This window comes from Gimesia alba (genome assembly GCF_007744675.1).
In the GTDB taxonomy this organism is placed as follows: Bacteria; Planctomycetota; Planctomycetia; order Planctomycetales; family Planctomycetaceae; genus Gimesia; species Gimesia alba.
Genome location: NZ_CP036269.1, coordinates 778,462 through 799,070 on the forward strand (window position 1 = coordinate 778,462; position 20,609 = coordinate 799,070).

Annotated in this window: 16 protein-coding genes; 13 read left to right on the plus strand and 3 right to left on the minus strand. The window is 52.0% G+C overall.

Translation table 11 applies throughout. The features are described from left to right. Positions 1–222: 222 nt before the first annotated feature. The gene (locus Pan241w_RS02945; RefSeq protein WP_145210730.1) at positions 223–1,320 is read right to left on the minus strand and encodes a cellulase family glycosylhydrolase; all 1,098 of its coding nucleotides are present in this window, start codon (positions 1,318–1,320) and stop codon (positions 223–225) included. 182 nt (positions 1,321–1,502) lie between these two features. Between Pan241w_RS02945 and Pan241w_RS02950 the strand changes: the two genes are divergently transcribed. Then, complete coding sequence (locus Pan241w_RS02950; protein ID WP_145210734.1) at positions 1,503–2,708, plus strand: sialidase family protein; 1,206 nt, start codon at positions 1,503–1,505, stop codon at positions 2,706–2,708. Positions 2,709–3,123: 415 nt separating this feature from the next. On the opposite strand, the gene Pan241w_RS02955 is transcribed toward Pan241w_RS02950, so the two are convergent. After that, complete coding sequence (locus tag Pan241w_RS02955; RefSeq protein WP_232107339.1) at positions 3,124–4,536, minus strand: hypothetical protein; 1,413 nt, start codon at positions 4,534–4,536, stop codon at positions 3,124–3,126. 142 nt (positions 4,537–4,678) lie between these two features. On the opposite strand from Pan241w_RS02955, the gene Pan241w_RS02960 reads away from it, so the two are divergent. From Pan241w_RS02960 to Pan241w_RS02990, 7 genes are all read left to right on the plus strand, one after another. Then, entirely contained in the window at positions 4,679–5,899 is a 1,221-nt protein-coding gene (locus Pan241w_RS02960; RefSeq protein WP_145210737.1) for a hypothetical protein, read from the plus strand. Positions 5,900–5,939: 40 nt separating this feature from the next. Beyond that, a complete protein-coding gene (locus Pan241w_RS02965) occupies positions 5,940–7,382 on the plus strand; it encodes a polysaccharide biosynthesis protein (RefSeq protein WP_145210740.1) in 1,443 nt (480 codons plus the stop codon). A 372-nt stretch (positions 7,383–7,754) separates the two neighbouring features. Beyond that, the gene (locus tag Pan241w_RS02970; protein WP_145210743.1) at positions 7,755–8,618 is read left to right on the plus strand and encodes a hypothetical protein; all 864 of its coding nucleotides are present in this window, start codon (positions 7,755–7,757) and stop codon (positions 8,616–8,618) included. 76 nt (positions 8,619–8,694) lie between these two features. Beyond that, positions 8,695–9,468, plus strand: a complete 774-nt coding sequence (locus Pan241w_RS02975) for a hypothetical protein (protein WP_145210746.1) — start codon at positions 8,695–8,697, stop codon at positions 9,466–9,468. A gap of 73 nt (positions 9,469–9,541) precedes the next feature. Then, positions 9,542–10,381, plus strand: coding sequence for a hypothetical protein (locus Pan241w_RS02980; RefSeq protein WP_145210749.1), 840 nt, complete (start codon positions 9,542–9,544; stop codon positions 10,379–10,381). A gap of 49 nt (positions 10,382–10,430) precedes the next feature. Beyond that, positions 10,431–11,333 carry an STN domain-containing protein gene (locus Pan241w_RS29245; RefSeq protein WP_198000297.1) on the plus strand — a complete coding sequence of 301 codons (903 nt, stop codon included), beginning with the start codon at positions 10,431–10,433 and terminating at the stop codon, positions 11,331–11,333. A gap of 36 nt (positions 11,334–11,369) precedes the next feature. Then, on the plus strand, positions 11,370–12,119 hold the full coding sequence (locus Pan241w_RS02990) for a hypothetical protein (protein ID WP_145210752.1): 750 nt from the start codon (positions 11,370–11,372) through the stop codon (positions 12,117–12,119). A 53-nt stretch (positions 12,120–12,172) separates the two neighbouring features. Here Pan241w_RS02990 and Pan241w_RS02995 read toward each other — a convergent pair whose 3' ends face one another. Then, a complete protein-coding gene (locus tag Pan241w_RS02995) occupies positions 12,173–16,036 on the minus strand; it encodes a PVC-type heme-binding CxxCH protein (RefSeq protein ID WP_145210755.1) in 3,864 nt (1,287 codons plus the stop codon). A gap of 214 nt (positions 16,037–16,250) precedes the next feature. Here Pan241w_RS02995 and Pan241w_RS03000 point away from each other — a divergent pair, with 214 nt between their 5' ends. From Pan241w_RS03000 to Pan241w_RS03020, 5 genes are all read left to right on the plus strand, one after another. Then, positions 16,251–16,880 (plus strand): M50 family metallopeptidase, encoded by a 630-nt coding sequence (locus Pan241w_RS03000; protein WP_145210758.1) that lies wholly within the window; start codon positions 16,251–16,253, stop codon positions 16,878–16,880. 82 nt (positions 16,881–16,962) lie between these two features. After that, the gene (locus Pan241w_RS03005; RefSeq protein WP_145210761.1) at positions 16,963–17,943 is read left to right on the plus strand and encodes an alpha/beta hydrolase; all 981 of its coding nucleotides are present in this window, start codon (positions 16,963–16,965) and stop codon (positions 17,941–17,943) included. A gap of 37 nt (positions 17,944–17,980) precedes the next feature. Beyond that, positions 17,981–18,613 (plus strand): DUF4190 domain-containing protein, encoded by a 633-nt coding sequence (locus Pan241w_RS03010; protein WP_198000298.1) that lies wholly within the window; start codon positions 17,981–17,983, stop codon positions 18,611–18,613. A 111-nt stretch (positions 18,614–18,724) separates the two neighbouring features. After that, entirely contained in the window at positions 18,725–19,486 is a 762-nt protein-coding gene (locus Pan241w_RS03015) for a DUF1559 family PulG-like putative transporter (RefSeq protein WP_145210767.1), read from the plus strand. Between the two features lie 73 nt (positions 19,487–19,559). After that, positions 19,560–20,492 (plus strand): TIGR01777 family oxidoreductase, encoded by a 933-nt coding sequence (locus Pan241w_RS03020; protein ID WP_145210770.1) that lies wholly within the window; start codon positions 19,560–19,562, stop codon positions 20,490–20,492. Positions 20,493–20,609 lie beyond the last annotated feature (117 nt).

Here is a 20,609-nt window from a genome sequence, read left to right on the forward strand (position 1 = left end):
ACCGCTCGGCTTGTCCGACGGTGCTCGTTCGATTCCAGATCAACTGCCCAACGTGTGTAGTGGTAGGGGCGGCCCCTTGTGTACCGCTCCTACGAGTTTAATAGTCACGCAGGCTTCCCTCATCACTGTTGGCAAGCCAACAGTGCCACCCCATCGAGTGCTAGTTAGCCTGCTTTCCTACATTTTCCTGCTCGCTGCGTTCAGCCTTAGCCGTGTACTCTCTTAGTGCTGTTCTTTAAATTGGCGACCGTTTTCCTCGAAGAATTTCAGCCAGCCGGCCATGATGGCATCGCGGATGGTTTTGCCCTTTTCGTATTCTTCGCGTGTTTGGCCCCAGTAGAAACCGATCCAGCCGTCGGCGTGTTTTTTTGATTTCAAGAGAAACTCCTCGAATTCCTGAGGCGAACTCTTGAGTGGGAACGTTTCTTCAATCACCAGTGGTTTGCCGACGTCGAATCCTTTCAATGTTTCGAGGGCCTCTTTCACTTTCCCTTTTTCGGGATAGAGATGCACGCAGATAAAATCCAGATGTTGGCTGATTTTGTCGGGAACGAACCCGGATTGCAGGCCGGGACGCTCCAGACTCCAGGGGACGAGACCGACGGTAATTAGATGTCGCTGGTCCTGTTTGCGAATTGCATCGACCAGCATTTTAATCCAGGCGGCTGCAATCTCGGGTCGCGGGCGTTCATCGGGGCTGAGTGTGATTCGTTGCACAAAATGCTTGCCGGCAAACCCGGGGCCGAGCCAGTCGGTCCCTTTTTTCTTACCTCCGTGGACCACCGGTTCGTTCATTAAATCATAGCAGAAGATGGCAGGGCTGTTGGCACACTGTTTTGCGACGGCGGACCAGAAATTTGCCTGAGCCTGCCAGCGCTCTGCATCACTCAACTGATCGTACCAGCCGGGAACATCTTGCTTGTGATAACAGCCCAGACCGGTCAGATCGAGATACAGGCCCGTGTGTTCGGCCAGTTTCAACAGTTCTCCCAGTTTCTTTAACGCAGCTGCTCGCGGCTGATCGGGAGCAGCCATGAATTTGCCGAACTGAATATGAATCCGCACGACATTCGCGCCGAGCTGCTTCATTTCGGCGAAGTCCTGCTCGATCGTTTTCCAGTCTGTGTTCCAGTAATCTTCGAGGAGCTGTCCCTCTCGGTCGTGATCGTAGTTGAATCCCCAGGGAACAAACGGCGTCTGCTCTTTTGCCGTCACGAATGACTTTCCGTCTTGGCTGACCTGAATCCAATCCAACTCAGCGGCTGTCAGATTAATAATCGATATGAAGTAGAAGATCGCGATCAGAGCGCATGTTCGCATTTGTCTGTTCCTGAAAAAGATAAGAGAGGCTGACGCAGATTCATTTTAAAGTCGGTTTCACGCGGAATGCAAACTTATTCAGCGGGATCTCTTTTTGACATTATTTGCTCTGGTATTGAGACCGGTGCTGAATCTGCTTATCGTAAAGAGATATTCTCTTCTCATTGAAAATAGAGGCTCTCATGAAAAAAATCATTCCCACTTGTATTGTACTTGGTTTACTGATTATCGGAATCGGTGCCTCAGCTGCCGAGGATTCGCAGCCGTTGACGTATGAGGTTGATCTGCGCACGGTCACGGAAGGCTTTGACGGCAAAACCTGCTGGGTGCAGGCCCGTGCCGGTGCGATTCCCCAAACGGGGCCGTTTCCCGCGACCGTGGTGCTGACAACTCAAAAGTTATTACTCACCGGTTCCGATGTGTTTTATGCCTTGAATGAATTTCGAACCAGTGATGGCGAGCATTGGGAAGGGCCGATCAAGCATGACACACTCGCGCGCCGTCGTTTGTCAGACACGCGAGAAATTGCGATCTGCGATTTTACACCCGGCTGGCACGCGAAGACGAAAAAACTGCTGGGGACCGGGCATTCGGTGCGTTACGAAAATAACAAGGTGATGCACGTTCGCAAACGGAGCGTGGCGTATTCGGTTTACAATCAGAAAGATCATACCTGGTCAGATTGGACAACGATGCCGATGCCGGATCGGCCAGAATTCGAAAACTGCGGCGCCGGTTCGGCCCAGCGCGTGGATCTGGAAGACGGCACGATTCTATTGCCCGTGTACTTCAAAACAAAAACGGCAATACAATACAGTTCTGCAGTGGTGCTCTGTGACTTCGATGGTGAAAAACTGACGTACAAAAAACATGGCAGCGCGCACACGATTCCCGTGAAACGGGGCCTGTATGAGCCTTCAATTACGAAGTTTCAGAACAGGTATTATCTGACGATGCGGAATGATGAAAAGGGTTATGTCTCTGTTAGTGAAGATGGCTTGAACTTTTCCGAGCCGATCGTCTGGAAATTTGACGATGGTCAGGAACTGGGCAACTATAACACGCAGCAGCACTGGGTGACGCACAGCGAGAAGCTGTACCTGGTTTATACGCGTCGTGGTGCGAATAACGATCATGTATTCCGTCATCGGGCGCCGCTGTTCATGGCGGAAGTTGATCCGAAAACCATGCGAGTGATTCGTAAGACCGAACGAATTATCGTCCCGGAAAAAGGGGCGCGGATGGGGAACTTCGCGGTGGTCGACATCAGCCCCTTTGAAACGTGGGTTGTGGTGGCCGAGTGGATGCAGCCGATCGGCATTGAGAAATACGGGAGTAACAACCGGATTTATACCTCCCGGATCAAGTGGTCGAGACCTTCGAAGTAGGAGTAGAAGGAACGATTGATCTTTTCCGGAAGCTGGGTTCGTGCACACGATTTTTTTGCTACCACGAAAAAGTTTTGAATGGGTGGTCTCGGATGTAATCCGAGATTGCCGCAGGCAACAGGAAACGGTCAGAGCATGCATACAATGAAGAGTGGGTGTTCGTTGCTAAGTAAGAGCTATAATAGAATTGGACCTCGCTCTTAGTTGGTTCTATTTCACTGTCAATTTCCTGCTCGGTGGGGTGGCACCGTTGGCTTGCCCAACGGTGAAGGCTCAAATTCGGATCTACAGTTCCAATTCATGTTGTGGAACGCGACTAAAGAGCATCTCCTCTCTAAGCTTGTAGTTAGTTATGCAAATCTTCTCACTGTTGGCAAGCCAACAGTGCCACACCGCGTCTCAAATAGCGGCTTTATTAATAGTTGTTGGTTACCAGTTCCTTAAGTGTCTGCATTAAGACAGTTTCGACTTCGGGAGCGGTGCGGGAGACGCGGCTGGTTTCGTAGCCTCCCTGGGCGTAGGCGATGGTTGTGCCGATGTAGCCGGGGCCCTGATCGCCGTAGGCGGCCATGCAGACAAAATCATGGGGCGCCATTTTCTGTGCGGCGAGCTGGTATTCCACAAACAATTCACCCGGCATGTGCACAACCTGAGCCGGGCCTAGTTTGAGTCGGGTAATGTCGATTGTGGTTCCGGCCTGCGTCCGTTTGAGATAATCCAGGTCACGGGCGGCACGGATGCGATCGGTTAAGCGGGCTTTCGGATTTTCGAGAATGCCCGTCAGTTTTGTTTCATCCAGCGTGTCACGCAGGGGGAGCAGGACCGGTTTTGATTTCCAGTTCACGTCTCCGGAAGAGATCGGTGTTTTTTCGGTGGTGTCCCAGGCCTGTTTCATGCCGTCTGCCAGACGTTGTGCCAGTAGAGGACGATTCTCAGGATCGCCGTTATTGAATTTTCCCGCGCCGATATTGCCGCCGGCCCCATTGAAGTGCACGTGCAGCACGCCGGGTGTCTGTTTTTCATGTAGAGCACGGGCCAGACCGACGGTGTCACAACTGATGCCGCCTTTACCGTAATAACTTTGCGGGTGTGTGGCATAATAACTGAGAATGACGATGGGCTGGTCCTTATTCCAGAGACTCAGCAACCGCACGAACGGATCGATGGTGCCGACGGGAGCTGCGATGGCGGCGGGATTGCGCGAAGAACTATAGCGGACGATTTTCACTTTCCCGTCCGGTCCTAAAATGCGGCGGTTAGAAGCGAACTGTTTGACTGTGCCTTTGCCGGTGCCGACGTGTGTGACCGGTTGTGCTGTTTTGAGGCTTGCTCTTGCAGCCTGAATCGTGCGCTGCATGACATCATTCAGATAGTCTTCGTTGTACATGATGCCGTTGAGGTTTTGCTGTTTCAAACGAGCGTTCGCGGAAATATCGACACCGGGGGCATCGTGCTGATGCAGGCAGTGGACGGCGCAACGGTCGGTTGTAGTATCGAGTGCCTCGGCTAGTTTCTTTTTCCAGACATCCTGTGCACCGTTGTTGGCGCCGACCCAGTCGAGCGCCAGCATGACGATCGGTTTTTCGGAACCGAGAATGACGATGCCGCGCGCACTGAGCGGGTCAACCACTTTTTTGGCGGGGGCCACATGTCCATAACAGAGGGGGCTGCCGATCGGGGGTGTGATGTCGCATTCAAACGTAGCGACTTGCAGGGGAGCCGACTCGGACGTTCCCGCGGCCTGACTGAGACGAGAAGGAACGCAGATGATGAGCGCTAGAACTGAAATACTGAGAAATACAACGGAGCATTTTCTAAGCTGTGACATCGGTCTGACTTTCGTGAGAAAAAGCGTGTGAGGATAGTTCTGGCAGGAGTGACATAGTATAACAGATTTCCCCGTTCCGATTTCAACCATAATCTGAAACTTACAATGGAAAATCCGATTCTTGAAAAAGTTGACCTGATCAATGCGACGTTTCTTTCTGGGTAATTTTGATTTCGAACATCAACTGGCAAGCGAAGTGTATGCGGCGTCGGGGGGCGCGACGCCAGCCCTGAATGCGATCTTTGCCAGTTGCTGGATCGGTCTGGCGGAAGAGGACGATTTGCTTTTTCTTCCCGGCAGTGTTGCTCCTGATTTTGTGTCTCAACTCAGCGAGGCCGGCTTGCCGCGCGTGGAATTGACGAATCAATGGCCGACCCGAGAACAGGCTGCGGAGCTGGAGTTCGTTCCCTGGGGCTGGTCGGGTGCAGTGAAGCGGATCGCGGCTGACAACGGGTTTCAATTTGAATCGCCCGATCTCAGTGCCGTCCAAGCTGTGAATGCGCGCACATTTTCTTTTGCATGCGAGCAGGAGTGGGGCCTGGCCTTGCCGGGGAGTTGTCAGGTGCATGATCTGGCTGAGCTGGAGACGGCGGTGCGTCAGCTGCAGCAACAGGAAGCGGATCCGGAGAACACGTGGGTGGTTAAAGCCAACTTCAGTATGTCAGCCCGCGAACGAATGCTTGGGCGAGGAATGCAGATCACCGAACAGATGCGCGGCTGGGTGGCGAAGCGATTTGCACAGGGGCAGCCTCTGTTTGTAGAACCCTGGGTCAAGCGGACGGCGGAAGTGGGTTTACAGTTTTTCATTCCGAAAGAGGATGAGCCGCAATGGATGGGGCTGGCTTTGTTGCTGTCTGATGAGCGGGGACAATATCGGGGGAGCCGGATTACGGTTGACGTGGAAACACTACGGGAGTGGCAACCCGCGATTGAAGTGGGGCAGCGCGTGGCGTTGCGGGCACAAGCGGCGGGCTACTTTGGTCCGCTGGGCATTGATGCAATGCAATTTTCGGATGAGCACGGCGAACAGCGTTGGCGCCCGATTCAGGATGTGAACGCCCGGTATACGATGGGGCGGCTGGCGCGGGGGTTTTCGCGTTTTTTACAGCCGCATCAGGCAGCAAGCTGGCTGCATTTCCCCTGGAAAGAGTCGTATGGTATCTGCTTTTCAAACTGGTTAAGATGTGTTTCAGAGCAAGGGGGATCGGGCACGCGATTGATAGCGACGTCTCCCGATCAGATCGACGGACAAACCGTGCGGCTGGTGACTGTGTTATTGATTTCCGAAACGGCTGATCAATTGTGTCAGGCAGAAACCGAACTGATGCGAGCAGTTTCTGAACTGGCCGAGACCACTGGTTGAGAATGACATCGAATTCGATTAGAGAGCAGATCAAGGCAGCATGACCGAACAGCGGGAACCTCAACCACCCAGACGCAGTTGGCCCCGTCGCATGCTGAACCGCATGGAAGTCAACCGGGCCGTCTTTTATGCGCTGGTGAATCGGGGCTGGCAGTTTCTCTCCGGCCCGGTGACGCTGTTATTGATCGTCGCTTTTTTTTCCAGTGAGACGCAAGGTTACTATTACAACTTTGGTGCGCTGATTGCGCTGCAGACGTTTGTTGAAATGGGGATGCAGGTAGTAACACTGTATCTGGCCAGTCACGAATGGGCTCAATTGGAAATTGATGAGCGGGGCTATTTAACCGGCGACGTGTCGGCATTGTCACGTTTGCGCAGTCTGGCGGCGCTGGTAGTGAAATGGTACTCAATCGCAGGGACGCTGTTTGTGGCGGCCATTGGAACGGCCGGCTATTTTTTCCTGGCGTCTCAGCCGGCGTCCGATGTGATCTGGCGTGCTCCCTGGTTTTGTGTCGTGGCATTGACGGCGCTCAGTTTGATGGCGGCGCCCTGTGTTGCACTCCTGGAAGGCTGCAATCAGGTCTCGGTGACGAATCGGTATCGGGCACTGCAGGGGATCATGGGGACGCTGGTCGTCTGGCTTTGTATTTCCAGTGGCGCCGGCTTATGGACGTGCGTAGCAATTTCTGCGGTGCGTCTGTTTTGGGAACTGTGGTTGATTCTCGTTCATTATCGACGTTTTTTCGCGTCATTGTGGAAGCCTGTGTCGGGACCCCAGGTGAGCTGGTCGGAAGAGGTCTGGCCTCTCCATTGGAAACTGGCAATTCAGGCGATGGCCGCTTACTTCACCAGTTCTTTTGTGATTCCCCTGATGTTCAACTATCAGGGCGCTGAAGTCTCCGGGCAACTGGGAATGACGTGGACTTCCTTGATGACGCTGCAAATGGCCGCCTATGCGTGGATGCTGACGCGGGCGCCATTATTCGGCACACTGGTTTCACAAAACGACATCAAAGAATTAAATCGTGTCTTTCGTCGACTGTTTCAGGTTTCGACGACGGTTCTGCTGACGGGGGGCGCCATTTTTTGTCTGGTCGTCTGGATGCTGCAGGCGATACAGGGGGTAGAAATGCCTGCGGCGTGGAAGGCGTTGGAACCGGTCTGGAATCTGATTCAGAAAGTACAAGGTCGAATTCTGCCGCTCTATCCGACCGTGCTGCTGACACTGGCCATTTTTCCGATTCATATCGCCCAGTGTGTGATGGCGTATATCCGTCCGTTTAAACAGGAGCCGTTCCTGATATTGAATACTGCGTGCCAACTGATGACCGGGCTGCTGGTCTGGTATTTGGGGAAGACTTATGGCCCGGTGGGTGCGGGTTGGGGGTTTTTGCTGGTGGGTTATTTCCTGAGCGTGCCCGGGTTTTTATGGATTCTCAAACGGTTTGTGACGCAGCGAAAATCGTTGGTCGTACGTGATTGACAGGTGGTTTCCTATCAATGAACTTACATTCATTTAAGAAAAAAGTTGACACATTGAAGTGAACTTTTTACCATCGAGAGATATTCATCATTTCATGCTTTTATCTTGCTGATGTTCTCAAACATATTTTCTGTTTCATTTCGCTCCCATTTTGATTGAGCCCATTCTTTCTTTAGGAAGAGACCGATGCGTTCTCATTTTATGAGAAGCCATTTTTTGTTTTCGAGAACATTCATTCCTTTTCTGCTTTCGTGATGATATCAGTGTAAAAGACAAACGCTTTCTGAAACGTGATTCATTTTCATTTCAGAGTGTACTGATTGGATGCTTTGTGGCGTCATTGCGAATTTTCCTTATGGACAGGGTTCGATCATGAGTGGGATACTGCGACACAAAACGATAGTAATCGGCTGCATTGTATTGACTACAAGCTGGTTGGTGATGTCGGCGAACGCGGAGAATAAGCAGGGCCAAAATCGCCAAAAGAAACTGACTACTGTTTCCCAGGTCGAGTCACTGGCGGTAAAACCTACAGTCAAGCGATCTGTCAAAGAACCAAAGCCGATTTTCTATCCTGAATTAACGAAACGCGAATTGAAAATTCAAGCGGCACTCAATGCCGATTCAGGGTGCGATTTTTCGAAAACTCCTCTCTCTGAGGTAATCAAGTCATTGGCTGATCGACATGGCATCACGATGCTTCTCCTGGAAGATAAGCTGAAGGAAGAAGGTATCTCAATTGATGAACCAGTCAGTCTCAGTGTCAAAGGAATTGCTCTCAAGAATGTGTTGAAACTGATTTTGAAGCCGATCGATTTGACTTATATGGTCGATCGAGAGCGACTCAAAATTACCAGCAGATTACATGAAGAAGAGATCTATCAAACGCGCGTTTATCCTGTGGGTGATTTTGGTAATACTATTGAAGTCTATCTTGAACTGGGATCAACGATTTCTAAGCATGTGAGTCTGGGGTACTATCGCGTAGCTTTCGCGTACACTCCATTTTACACTCCGTTTCAAGGTGGGGGCGGGGGCTCTGGCTTCTTTCAAGTGATCAGTGAACCGAATCCTCCAGAGTTAAGTCTCCGTCCATACGTTTATGATGAAAAAAATGGTGGTACCATCGTAGCGGTTCGACTCAGTGAGTCTCTGGTGATCAGTCAGACCTATCATGCACACAATGAAATCGTCGAATTACTAACACAGCTTCGGCGTGCACGCGCTTTGGATTGATTACATTTTTTGACCCTCATTCAATATTGGTTTGCATAAAATCGATATTCATAAAATACGGTAGCAGGAGTCGACGATGGAAACTCAAACGAGAATCATGTTTTGGCATCGCAAAAAATTGATCCTTGCCGTTTGTGGATTGACTTCTGTTTGGCTGGTGATGGTGGTCAATGCAGAGGATAAGCACCGCAAAAAAAAGCAAAACGTTCAAGCCCCATCGGCGGTAGCACCTTCGATTAAACGATCTGCGAAAGTAATCAAGACGATTTCTTTTCCTGCATTAACGAAACACGAATTAAAAATTCAAGAGGCACTCAATACAGAAACAGAGTGTGAGTTTTCGGAGACTCCCCTTTCTAAGGCAATGGAATTACTGGCGGAACGACATGGCATCCAGATTCTCATCATGTCGCATTCTCTGGGGGAAGAAGGTTTGACAGTGGATGAACCAGTCAGTCTTAAAGTCAAAGGGATCTCTCTCAAGAATGCGCTGGGTCTGATGCTGGAACCGAATGAGTTAACTTATGTGGTCGATCAAGATGTCCTTAAAATTACCACGCGCATCTATGCAGAGGATGAGCTTGAATATCAGCTGCGCGTTTATCCTGTCGGTGATTTTGACAACACTCTCAAAGATAAATGTGATAATGCTCTCCGAGGCTATGCCGAACTGACCGATGCAATCCAGACAACTATTTTGGAGTATGACGACAGTATCTCTCTGGTGAGTTCCAGCCAATCATTAGTGATTAACGCGTCCTATCATAACCACATTAAAATTGTCGAATTTCTGACTCAACTTCGGCTGGCACGACAGGGGCAAGAGGCGTTGTCTGAAGATAAGAAGTAGATCGATCTTCCGCGTTGCGGGAATTGCTTTGGTTGTCGACTTCGAAATTTTATTAAGCAGGGAAGGAAGAATCATGAGTGGGATACTGAGGCAGAAATTGGTTGTTGTACTGATGTGTTATTTGACTGCAGGCTGGCTGGTGGTGGCGAATGCGGAAGACCAGCCGGGCAAGGTGGTGACCAAAACTCACAATTGGCCGGTAAAATTTACGGTCCAAGAGAAGGTCCCGGCTGTGACTCAGAAAAAAATTGAGATCAAGCAGCCCTTCTATCCGGCGTTGACGGAAGCTGAGCAGCAAATTCAAACGGCCCTCAATACCGCTACGGAGTGCGATTTTCCGGGCGTCCCTTTGTCGAAAGCGCTGAGTTCACTTCAGAAACAGCATAGCATCAATGTTTTTCTTGATGGACTTGCTCTGAAAGAACAAGGTCTCACTACCGATGAGCCGATCAACGTTTCTTTGTCTGGTGTGCCTTTCAAATCAACTCTGGATATTATTTTGAATCCTATTGGGCTGGATTATGTTGTTGATGGTGAAGTTCTTAAGATTACCACGCAGGAAGAGGCGGCTCGTACTTTGAAGGTGCGCATTTATCCGGTGGGAGATATGTGCAAGACGCCCGATGACTATGATGCATTAGAAAGCGTGATCCAAAAGACCTGTGTTTTAACCAGCCGGTCTCGATCAAAGTATTATCCGGTTGGTGATCTGGTGCTGGGAGCGCCGGGCAAGAAGACCGTTCCCACGGTCTCCGTCGAGGCAAGTATCTCCGTCGTTCCCCAGTGCAAAGCACTTGTTGTGAACGATACGGATCGGGTCCACACGAAAATTGTTGATTTATTGACTCAGCTCAGACAGGTGCGCAAAGATCAGGAAGAGGCACCCGTTAAAAAAGAAGGGAATGCTTACTGAGCGGCGTCTGCTGTCAATCTCAATGTACTATTAAGCATAGGGGACTATCATGAGTGGGTTGTTCAAACAAAAATTTGTTGTCGCGTCCATGTTCTGTCTGGCAGCAGCAGGCTTTCTGCTTGTGGCCAATGCGGAAGAAAAGCAGAAGGTCAAGAGTGCTCAAGCGAAAAAACCGTCTGTTCCAGCTGCCTTGCCTGTTTTGGATGTTTCCGTTGCAGAACCATTGCAGCCGACTACACCGCTGTTTTTTCCGGAATTGACGAAGTTCGAGAAGCAGTTTCAGGAGCAGTTGAAGGAAAATGTGGAAGCAGAATTTGTGGATGCTCCTTTGTCGGATGTCATGAAATTCTATGAAGATTCGACCGGGGCCAATATTGTGATATTTGCGAATGACCTGGGAGAAGAAGGTCTGACAGTGGATGAGCCCGTTGCCATTTCTCTTGAGAAGGTTTCGTTGAAGACGGCGTTGGAGCTGATCTTGGAGCCGATCGGTCTGACTTACGTGGTCGACCGGGATGTTGTGAAGATCACAACGAAGTATAAAGCCGCTGAAATGCTGAAAACTCGCGTTTATCCAGTGGGAGATTTTGGAAATTCTCCACAAGACTATGTCGCACTGGAAGTCGCAATTCGCAATGCCGGCCTGGGTCAATGGCGTGAACGGAAGACGTCTGCGACTCCTCCTCAACCCGCTCAGGCAGGGGGCTTTGGTGGAGGCGGTGGAGGCCTTGGTGGTGGTGGCGGCGGTTTCTTTCAACTTGGTGGTGGTGGAGGTTTTGGTGGCGGCGTTCCGGGGATGGGACAAAGTTCCGCCGTTTATGAAGAAGGAGAAGGCGGTACTATTTCTGTGGTGCCTCAAAGTAAGTCACTGGTCATCAGCCAGACCTATCGGGCTCACAATGCGATTGTGGACCTGCTGACTCAGCTTCGTCAGGCACGCGCTATTGAATAATCACATTTGAAACAGGAAACAGCAAAGGAGGATTTTATGCGATACAAGAACAGACGAACCACAGCGTTGATGGTTACTGCGTGCCTGTTGAGTGCGGGCTGGTTGGCGATGTCCGTGCATGCGGAAGAGAAGCAGGCGAAACAAGCTTTTTACCCGGCGTTGACGGAACGCGAAGAGAAGTTAGAAGCAGCGTTACGAGCAGATACAGAATGTGAATTTCCAGAGATCCCACTCGAGGAAGTGATAACTTTTTTTAGTGAACTGCACAACGTACCTATTGTGATTCAACGTACAGATTTGAAAGACATTAATCTTACTGTTGATGAGCCGATCGATGTTAAGCTCACGGATCTTTCTCTCAAAAATGCCTTGATTCAAATTCTGGATCCGATTGAGCTGACGTATGTGGTCGATCGGGATCTGATCCTGATTACCTCTAAAGATAAAGCGGCGCAAATGCTGAAACCCCGCGTTTATCCCGTGGGAGATTTATGCCGTTCCGGACCTGATGACTATCAGATTCTGGCAGAGGCGATCCGGAATTCGAATTTGGGGGATTGGAAGTGGGAAGAGCTGCCTTCTGCTCCTGGGGGATTCGGTGGAGGTGTGGGGCCGCAACCTCGTCGTGTTGTCAATCACGCAGGGGGGACGATCTCAGAGGTACCAGAGAGCCATTCGTTGGTGATCAGCCAGACGTACCACGCCCACAATGCGATTGTGGAACTGTTAACCCAGCTTCGGCAGGCACGTGCTGCTCAACTGAAGAGTCCTGATCCAGCTCTGTAAAACCGAGTGAAAAACGAAGCGGGCCGAGGGGAGCAGCCCGCTTCGCAGGCGGCTTATTTACCGCCGTTGGGGGTACGACTCATAATATAGGAGAACAGGTCTTTGACTTCCTGATCGCTCAGGTTTTTGGTCAGACCGTCGGGCATCAGAGAAAGGTCAAGCGCTTTGAGGATATCGATCTCATCTTTGTTAATGAGTACCGTCTGACCTTTGATGTCTCTGAGTGTGATGGTTTTCGTGGTCTGTTCATCAATCAGACCGGTGACGGTTTTCCCGTCTTCGGTGACGATCAGGAAGTTTGTGAACTCTTCGCGGATGGCGGCACTCGGATCGACGACCGCCAGCAGCATGAAGTTCAGGTTGTCCCGTTCATAGCCAGTCAGTTTCGGGCCGGCTTTGCCTCCCTCGCCATACAGAGTATGGCAGGCGGCGCAGGTTTTGTTGAACAGAACTTTCCCGGCAGAGAATTGGCCTCCCCCCGCTTTGACCAGACTGGCGACGCGTTTCATCTCCTGTTTTTTTTCCTCGTTGGTGCTGCCGCGCACTTTACCCCAGTGTTTTTTGATGCTGGCTTTGATTTCCGGATCATCGTGCAGAGCCATCTGTTGCACGACATCCAGCGGAATCGTGTTGGCTTTGATTCGCCAGGCATCGACTTCACCCAGGAACTGTTTGCTCCAGGCTTTACGGCTGGCCAGAACCCGTTGTGCAGTGCCGCGAACATCATGTTCGTCGAGCAGGGTACTGTGATAGCGGGCCAGGATATTTTTGCCGATACTCGGATTGTCGAAATTCATCAACGCCTGTAACGCAACCCGTTTGAGCGAATGCGTGTCGGCACCGCTTGAGGAAAGGATCGCGGTCAGAGGGCCGACGGCAGCTTTGGTCTTGAGCTGTCCCAGAATTTCAATGTAGGTGAGACGCGTTGGTCGATCGGCGTTTTTATCGGCGATGATTTTCAAGGCGCGGCTGGTGGCTTCCTTATCACCCAGACGCAGCGCCAGAGCGAGATCAGATTCGCCCAGGCTCTTCTGATATTCGGCCAGACCTTTGCTGAGTTCTTCCGGTAGATTATCAATTTTCTGACCACGGAACGCTTCGAGCATGCCGACCATCAGCTTTTCTTTATGCTGATCGGAGGGAGCCAGCTTGAGCAGTTCGGCACACATCGCATAATTTTCTTCACCACCCGCCATCGCGTAACGCTGCATGATGCGTTCGAGGATATAGTCCTCTACCATTTTCACCTGCCAGAATTCCGGCTTGGAGAACAGCTTCAACACGGCTTCCCGGTCGGACGTCGCTTTGCTTTCAATCGCCCACCACAAGAGCAGCGGAATATGCAGGTCTTCGAGGTCCTCTTCTCGCTGCAGCAGGACTTCGGTCATTGCGAGACCGGTTTCCGCCGGGAGGCGTTTTGCAGAGGAAGCGAGCTGTGAACGGACCTCGGCGTAGGGTTCTGTTTTCGCAAGTTCGACGAGTGACTCCTTTAAATGCTTCGATGTCCGGTGTTGATCGCCGAGTAGACGAATGGTCCAGCGGCGGACATGTTGATCACGGTGTCCCAGCAGTTCCAGTGCGAGTTGTTCATCGAAGGCGCCCAATTGATTCAGTGCCCAGAGGGCTTCTAGAGCGCGGTCATCGTTGTCACTTTTTGCGATTTTCAGCAATTCCGGAATCATTGACTGATCGCCGCGTTCGCCGATGACCTGGACTGCTTTCTGGCGGAACCATTTGTTGGAATGGCCCAGCGTTTCGATCAGCTCGGCGTTGGTTTGTTTGCTGAGGTCGAACGGTTTGATGGGTTGGAAGTTGGTTGGTTTCAAACGATAAATCCGTCCGCTGGTTTTGTGCCAGTTGTCGCGAGGGTCGACGTGCGTCAGGCGGCTGTCGTACCAGTCAGCGAGATAGACGCAGCCGTCGGGGCCGACTTTGATATCTACCGGGCGGAACCAGCGATCTTGTGTGAGCACGATCGGCGGCATGTCTTCGGTGCGGTAAGTCGAGGTATCGGGAATCAGATGACTGGCCATCACGCGGTTGTGCAGCGAGTTGGCCGCGAAGACCGCGCCATTGTATTTGGCGGGAAAGATGCCCCCTTCGTAAATCGAGAAGGTCTGGCTGAATCGTTCCTGATAACCTTTGTGGCGCATATGTTCGTAATAGCCGAAGGCGTAAGAATTGGTCAGTGGGCCATGTTTGCCCCAGTTCTTTTTGGCATAGCCGCCCTGGGCGTAATGCATGCCGCGGGTGCCGCCGTTGTTGGTGCCTGAAAAGACGCGGCCTTTGGAATCGATCTCCACGCTGAACGTGTTGCCGCCCCCCTCTGCATAGATTTCGAAAATTTTACTGTCGGGGTGATAACGCCAGATCATCTGGCCTTTGAAGTGCACGCCTTTGGTCGCTTTGGAACTGACGGTGCCGGTGGTGGTACTGCCGTTCGCGCCGTAGAGCCAGCCATCAGGACCCCACTTGATGCTGTTGGCAACCGAGTGTGTATCTTCCAGACCGAAGCCGGAGAGATGGACTTCGGGATCGCCGTCGGGAATATCATCGCCGTTGGCGTCAGGATAAAACATCAGGTAAGGGGGATTGAGGACCCAGATACCTCCCTTGCCGACGGTGACCGCGGAGACAATGTTCAAACCGGTGATGACGTCTTTGATTTTATCAAAGGTGCCGTCGCCGTCGGTGTCTTCGAGAACCGAAATTTTGTCGGCTCCCTTCACGTGGTTGGGCGGGGCCTGGGGGACTTTATCGAAGACAGCTCGCAAGTACTGATCGTATTTGACGACTTTCAGACCGGCGGGGAAGGGATACTGCAGATATTGCACGACCCACATCCGGCCGCGATGGTCGAAGCTCATGTAGAGGGGTTGCATGACTTCGGGTTCGGCGGCAATGCTTTCCATTTCGAAGTCTTTATGGACCTGAAACAGTTTAACGGCTTCTTCCGGGGGGGTCGGATCAGATTCATCGCCGACTTCGCCTTTGCCTTTGAAGGCTTTCATGACCTTGTCGACCTGTTCGTTACCAGCGAGGTCGGTTTTGAAACGGTCGCGTGTGATCTTACCGGCGACATCAACCTGAGGGGATTCTTTTTTCAGGCACCAGTAGATGGCGTTGACCAGCGTGTGGGTGAACGTGTTGATTTTGAAATCGCCGGGATGACCGAGCGAAGTGTAGAACACGCGTGATTTATTGTAGGTGTTCGTCCAGGCGACGGGCATCTGAACTGGTTGCCCTTCGACGTTGGAGAGGCCACGCAACAGCGTTTTAGTAGAACGTTTGAGATTGATGCTCTTATACATCGAACCTTCGCTGCGGAAATATTTATTGCGGACCGTCGCCATGATCGGGTCTTGTTCGGCGCGCAGTTGAGTGGTCACGTCGGTTGGTGTTTTGTTACCGAAGTCGCCCGCGTATTCGCCGCCGAGGACTTCTGTGTCGAAGTCTTTCCATTCGACATAGCCGTCGGCGGGTTTACCTTTACTGAGAGCGAAGCCGTGACTGGAGGTGCGGAGCGCGACCAGCGGTTTGCCGGCGGCGAGGTAATTGCGGATCAGTTTCAGCTGCGCGGCGGGCAGCGTTTTACGACGGACACTGAGGAACAGCAGGTCGGCATCCTTGAGGGCGTCCAGGCCGGGGAAGGAGTTCGGATCGTCTTTGTCGGGGAAAATGAACTGAGTGCGGAAGCCGAGCGGCTGCAGATGTGCTTTGGCAAACGCGGGCAGGCTATCGGCGGTTTTATAACCTTCTTCACCGATCATAAACAGGATCAACGGGTGGTCGGCGGGAGTGGCCGCTTTGGATGTTGCCTGTTTTTCTGCACCTGAGAGAGAGAAACAGGCGAGGCTACAGAACCCGAAAAATACAAACAGGGAGAGTGTGTGCTTCAGAAAAACTCTGTTCAGCATGGTGAATCACTTCTTGATCTATAAAATAAAGGAAACTAATTAAAGGTTGGGTTTTCATAATAACAGCCCGCTTCGGGCTCTGTCACCCGACATTTGACGACTTTTCTGAAGAATATCGCGAGTGAGACCATTCCTGTTTCTTTATTCGATGCTCGATTTTAAGTGGTTATCAAGTCATTGTTTATGGTCTAATCGTTGTGCTGATTTGTCATCAATGACAGTCGAAACGAATGTTGGATTTCGTTCTTCCCATTCTTGGAGGAGAGACAGGATTATCAAATCGCGATGGATTCAGATTCTGTTTGGAATTTCGCTGCTTGTCGGTTGCTGGCTGGCGATGATGGGCGTGCATGAACTGGGCCATGTGATTGGCGGTCTGGTGACCGGGGGAGAGATCGCCCGGGTGGTGCTGCATCCATTGGCGATTTCCCGCACGGATTTTTCTGTAAATCCTCATCCGGCGGTGGTGGTTTGGGCTGGCCCTCTGTGGGGCGTTTTGTTCCCACTGGGATTGTTCCTGGTTGCGAACCGGCTGCGCTGGTCGGTGGTATCATGGGCGCAGTTCTTTGCGGGTTTCTGCCTGATTGCCAACGGTGCTTACATTGCCGGTGGTGCGCTGGAAGGGATCGGTGATTGCGGCGTGATGCGGCAAACGGGGACGCCGCTGTGGGTGATGTGGGGGTTTGGGCTGCTGACAGTGCCCGCCGGTTTCTGGCTCTGGCATCGGCTCGGTTCATTCCGGGACTGGTGGCGGAATCCGGAACGCGTTTCAGAACAGAGCGCGTGGGGCCTGTTTCTAGCGGTGATGGTGCTAGTCGTGCTGATGGTCTATTTTTCTGCCTGATCCCTGTTTCCGGTTTGCTCGCGGTATCTTGTTTCTGCTATCGTGGAAGCAGACCAGAATCATTTTTCCAGGAGAACCATTCATGTCCGCTATGAAGAATCGTCGTGAAATGTTGGGAATCAGTGCCGCGAGTGCGGCTGCGTTGTGTCTACCTGCGATCAGCAGTGCAAAACAACCGAAAACGAAAATGAAAACCTTTACGTATAAAACGGTCGGTGATCTCCAGATCAAAGCCGACGTGCATCGGGCCGACGATAACAAGACGCGGCCTGTGCTGGTCTGGTTTCATGGCGGCGCATTGATCGTGGGACATCGGGGTGGCGTGAGTGGTCGCGTGCTGAAGGATATGCTGGGCGCCGGTTATACCGTCGTGTCGTTTGATTATCGGCTGGCTCCCGAAACCAAACTGCCGGAGATCATTGCCGACCTGGAAGACGGCTTTACCTGGTTGCACGAAAAAGGGCCCGATTTGTTTAATGTCGATACGAGCAAGGTTGCGGTCTCGGGCGGATCGGCGGGGGGCTGTCTGACGCTGGTCTCTGGCTTTAGAGCAAAACCGCGACCGACGGTGCTGGTGCCCTTTTGGGGATACGGGGATTTGATTGGTGACTGGATCGGCAAGCCGAGCCCGCATGAACGTCATCAGACGAAATTCACCAAAGAAGAAGCCTACGCGCAGGTGGGCGACGGCCCGATTGCCGATTCGCGGGAGAGCAAAAAAGAGCGGGGGGCTTTTTATCAGTATTGTCGTCAGCAGGGAATCTGGCCGAAAGAGGTCGCCGGCTGGGACCATCACCGCGAACCAGAAAAGTTTTATCCGTATATGACAATCAAGAACGTGACGAAAGAGTATCCACCGACGCTGATGGTGCATGGCACGAAAGACACGGATGTGCCTTATGAGCAGTCGACGATGCTGGCCGAACAGTTCCAGCAGCATGGCGTCGAACACAAGCTGGTAACGATCCCGAATGGCGAACACGGACTGGCGGGCGGTGATCCGAAACTGATCGATGATGCCTATCAGCAGGCGTTTGCATTTATCCACGATCGGATGCGTTGAAAAGATCTCCCGCAGGTCGAAGAGCGGAGGACCGAGCATGTCACAGTCAGAAGTCTATATTGCACCGGTATCACTGCAGGCCATTGTGTCCTCTGCTTTGGGAGTGTTTTGTATTTGTGCCATGCTATTTCCCTGGCTGGCGTTGTTAGCGGTTCCCGGTGTTGTTCTGGGTTACCTGGCACTGAAGTCGATTCGTCGCTACGAACTCAGTGGTCGGAAACTGGCGAAAGTGGGGATCTGCCTTTCACTGATTTTTGGCATTCTCGCACCGGTCTGGTACGAGATCCAGTTTCGATCTGAAACGTTGCCTGGATACCAACGTTTCAATTTTGCCGCCATCATGCAGGACAGGCAGCACTCCGAGGAGAAGCTGGCGGCGCTGGTGGGAGAGCATGTCTGTCTGAAAGGATACGCGCTGCCCCGCAGGGAAATTCAGTTGAACGAATTTCAGATGGGTTACGAGCGGCCAGACGCATCGTTCGGATGGAAGCCTGATCCGGAGAAAACACTCATGGTCCAACTGCCTGACGGGAAATCCTGGAAGTGGCATTATGAGCCAATTGCTGTTTCAGGAACATTGGTTCGAAATCCGAATGCAGAATCCAATTCGGATGCCCCCGGATTTAAACTGGTTCAAAGTGAAGTAGCGAAGGCGTTCGTTTTTCCCTGATTTTAAAAGACAAGAATCCCCTTGAGGCGTATCTATCAGTTGTGTCTCTTGGCGTAAGATCATCACTGGCACGCAGATAAACTTTCAGAAAACAATCAGGAGAAATGCAGTATGTCTAAGTCTCTGGTGATTTTGATTCTCTTGTGCATACCAATGGTTTGGATTCGATCAGCGTCTACTGAGGAACCGGCAGAGAAGGCATTTCAGGAGCCGAAAACGTATGAGGATGCTCGCCGTCTGTCGCATCAAACAGCCGGGTTTAAGAATCTGCAGAAAATCGGGCTGGCGTTGCACAACTATCACGATCTGTTTGGTCAGTTTCCGCCAGCGGTTCTCTATGCTGCAGATGGGAAAACGCAGCACAGCTGGCGGGTGGAGCTGCTGCCCTTGTTGGGACAGTACGTGGATGGCGCGGAGCCTGTCAGACTCAAGTATATGGATCGAGAATTGTATCATGCGGCGATCAAAGCCTGCGGCTATGATATTAACGAATCCTGGGACAGTCCGATGAACCGGAATGTGCTTAAAACCATGCCGTCCGTCTATCGCCATCCCCGTGACAAACCTGATTCGACTGAGAGTGCTTATTATGCCGTGGTAGGGAAAGGCACTGTCTTTGATCCGGGTGAGGTGGCTCAATACAATGCCATCAAAGACTGGCCGGCTTCAACATTAATGCTGGCCGAGTCGCGGAGTCGAGCCCCCTGGACGAAACCCGTTGATATTGCGTACTCAAAAGCTGCGACCGTTCCCCGTTTGGGGGGATTCACGGCGCACGGATATCTGGTTCTGACTGGCGATGGCGGCGTGCATTTTATTTCCGACTCTGTTTCTCCGAAAGACCTGCGCCTTTATCAGCAAGGACCCGGCTGATACCTTTGACATTGTGGGTGTTCCTTTTCGATATTAAATGCAGCAAGCTACTTCATTACAAAGTGAATCCCGTATGGATACGAAGCATCGCATTGTGATTGCCGGGGGGACCGGGTTTCTGGGGTTGAACCTGGCGCGTTATCTGACTGAGTTGGATTTTGACGTGGTGTTGTTAGGGCGGCATGCTCCCAAAGCGTCAGGTGCGTGGCGGCATGTCGCCTGGAATGCGCGTTCGGTCGGTTCATGGGTGAATGAGCTGGAAAATGCAACAGTGGTTGTGAATCTGGCGGGGCGGACGGTCGACTGTATTAAAACGCCCGATCATTGTGATGAAATTCTGCGGTCGCGCGTGGAAGCGACGAATGTTTTGGGATTGGCGGTGCGCGAAGTGGAATCGCCGCCACCCGTCTGGGTGCAGATGTCAACAGCACACCGGTATGGTGATCCGCCCGAGTGCATCTGTGATGAACACTCTGCCTTTGGGTATGGGTTGGCTCCCTTTGTCGCTCAAGAATGGGAGGCGGCATTTGCCCGTGCGGTGCTGCCAGAGATGCGGCAAGTCATTCTACGGACCAGTTTTGTCATTGGCCGTGACGGCGGTGCCTTGCAGCGATTGGCGAAACTGGTGCGCTGGGGACTGGGAGGCACGGTCGGCAGTGGCAAACAGGGAATGAGCTGGATTCATGCGCAGGATATGAACCGTCTGTTCTACCGCGCGATCACAGACGAAACAATGCAGGGGGCGTATCTGGCGACGGCTCCCGAACCGGTTTCGAATGCGGAATTCATGCGTGAATTACGACACGCACTCAAGATGCCGATCGGGCTGCCGGCCGCTGGTTGGATGGTACGGATCGGGGCGCCGCTGTTGATGCGAACGGACCCGGAACTGGCGCTGTATGGTCGCTATTGTGTCTCAAGCCGTTTGCGAGACGAGGAGTTTGAATTTTCGTTTCCCGATCTGACATCGGCGCTGCAGGATCTTTACGGGCCCAAAACGGCGTAGACGGATTCTGGCTTGTCTGACGCTTCTTCCCATAAAAAACTCAGTCTGTTTCATTACTGTTGCCCTGTCGAATTACAGGGAATTGCCAAATTCCGGCAGACAGCGGCTTTTTTTTAT

Bases quoted from the DNA above. Each gene is read 5' to 3' on its own strand.
- Pan241w_RS02945 (WP_145210730.1), bottom strand. From the start codon at position 1,320: ATGCGAACATGCGCTCTGATCGCGATCTTCTACTTCATATCGATTATT.
- Pan241w_RS02950 (WP_145210734.1), top strand. From the start codon at position 1,503: ATGAAAAAAATCATTCCCACTTGTATTGTACTTGGTTTACTGATTATC.
- Pan241w_RS02955 (WP_232107339.1), bottom strand. From the start codon at position 4,536: ATGTCACAGCTTAGAAAATGCTCCGTTGTATTTCTCAGTATTTCAGTT.
- Pan241w_RS02960 (WP_145210737.1), top strand. From the start codon at position 4,679: ATGCGACGTTTCTTTCTGGGTAATTTTGATTTCGAACATCAACTGGCA.
- Pan241w_RS02965 (WP_145210740.1), top strand. From the start codon at position 5,940: ATGACCGAACAGCGGGAACCTCAACCACCCAGACGCAGTTGGCCCCGT.
- Pan241w_RS02970 (WP_145210743.1), top strand. From the start codon at position 7,755: ATGAGTGGGATACTGCGACACAAAACGATAGTAATCGGCTGCATTGTA.
- Pan241w_RS02975 (WP_145210746.1), top strand. From the start codon at position 8,695: ATGGAAACTCAAACGAGAATCATGTTTTGGCATCGCAAAAAATTGATC.
- Pan241w_RS02980 (WP_145210749.1), top strand. From the start codon at position 9,542: ATGAGTGGGATACTGAGGCAGAAATTGGTTGTTGTACTGATGTGTTAT.
- Pan241w_RS29245 (WP_198000297.1), top strand. From the start codon at position 10,431: ATGAGTGGGTTGTTCAAACAAAAATTTGTTGTCGCGTCCATGTTCTGT.
- Pan241w_RS02990 (WP_145210752.1), top strand. From the start codon at position 11,370: ATGCGATACAAGAACAGACGAACCACAGCGTTGATGGTTACTGCGTGC.
- Pan241w_RS02995 (WP_145210755.1), bottom strand. From the start codon at position 16,036: ATGCTGAACAGAGTTTTTCTGAAGCACACACTCTCCCTGTTTGTATTT.
- Pan241w_RS03000 (WP_145210758.1), top strand. From the start codon at position 16,251: ATGACAGTCGAAACGAATGTTGGATTTCGTTCTTCCCATTCTTGGAGG.
- Pan241w_RS03005 (WP_145210761.1), top strand. From the start codon at position 16,963: ATGTCCGCTATGAAGAATCGTCGTGAAATGTTGGGAATCAGTGCCGCG.
- Pan241w_RS03010 (WP_198000298.1), top strand. From the start codon at position 17,981: ATGTCACAGTCAGAAGTCTATATTGCACCGGTATCACTGCAGGCCATT.
- Pan241w_RS03015 (WP_145210767.1), top strand. From the start codon at position 18,725: ATGTCTAAGTCTCTGGTGATTTTGATTCTCTTGTGCATACCAATGGTT.
- Pan241w_RS03020 (WP_145210770.1), top strand. From the start codon at position 19,560: ATGGATACGAAGCATCGCATTGTGATTGCCGGGGGGACCGGGTTTCTG.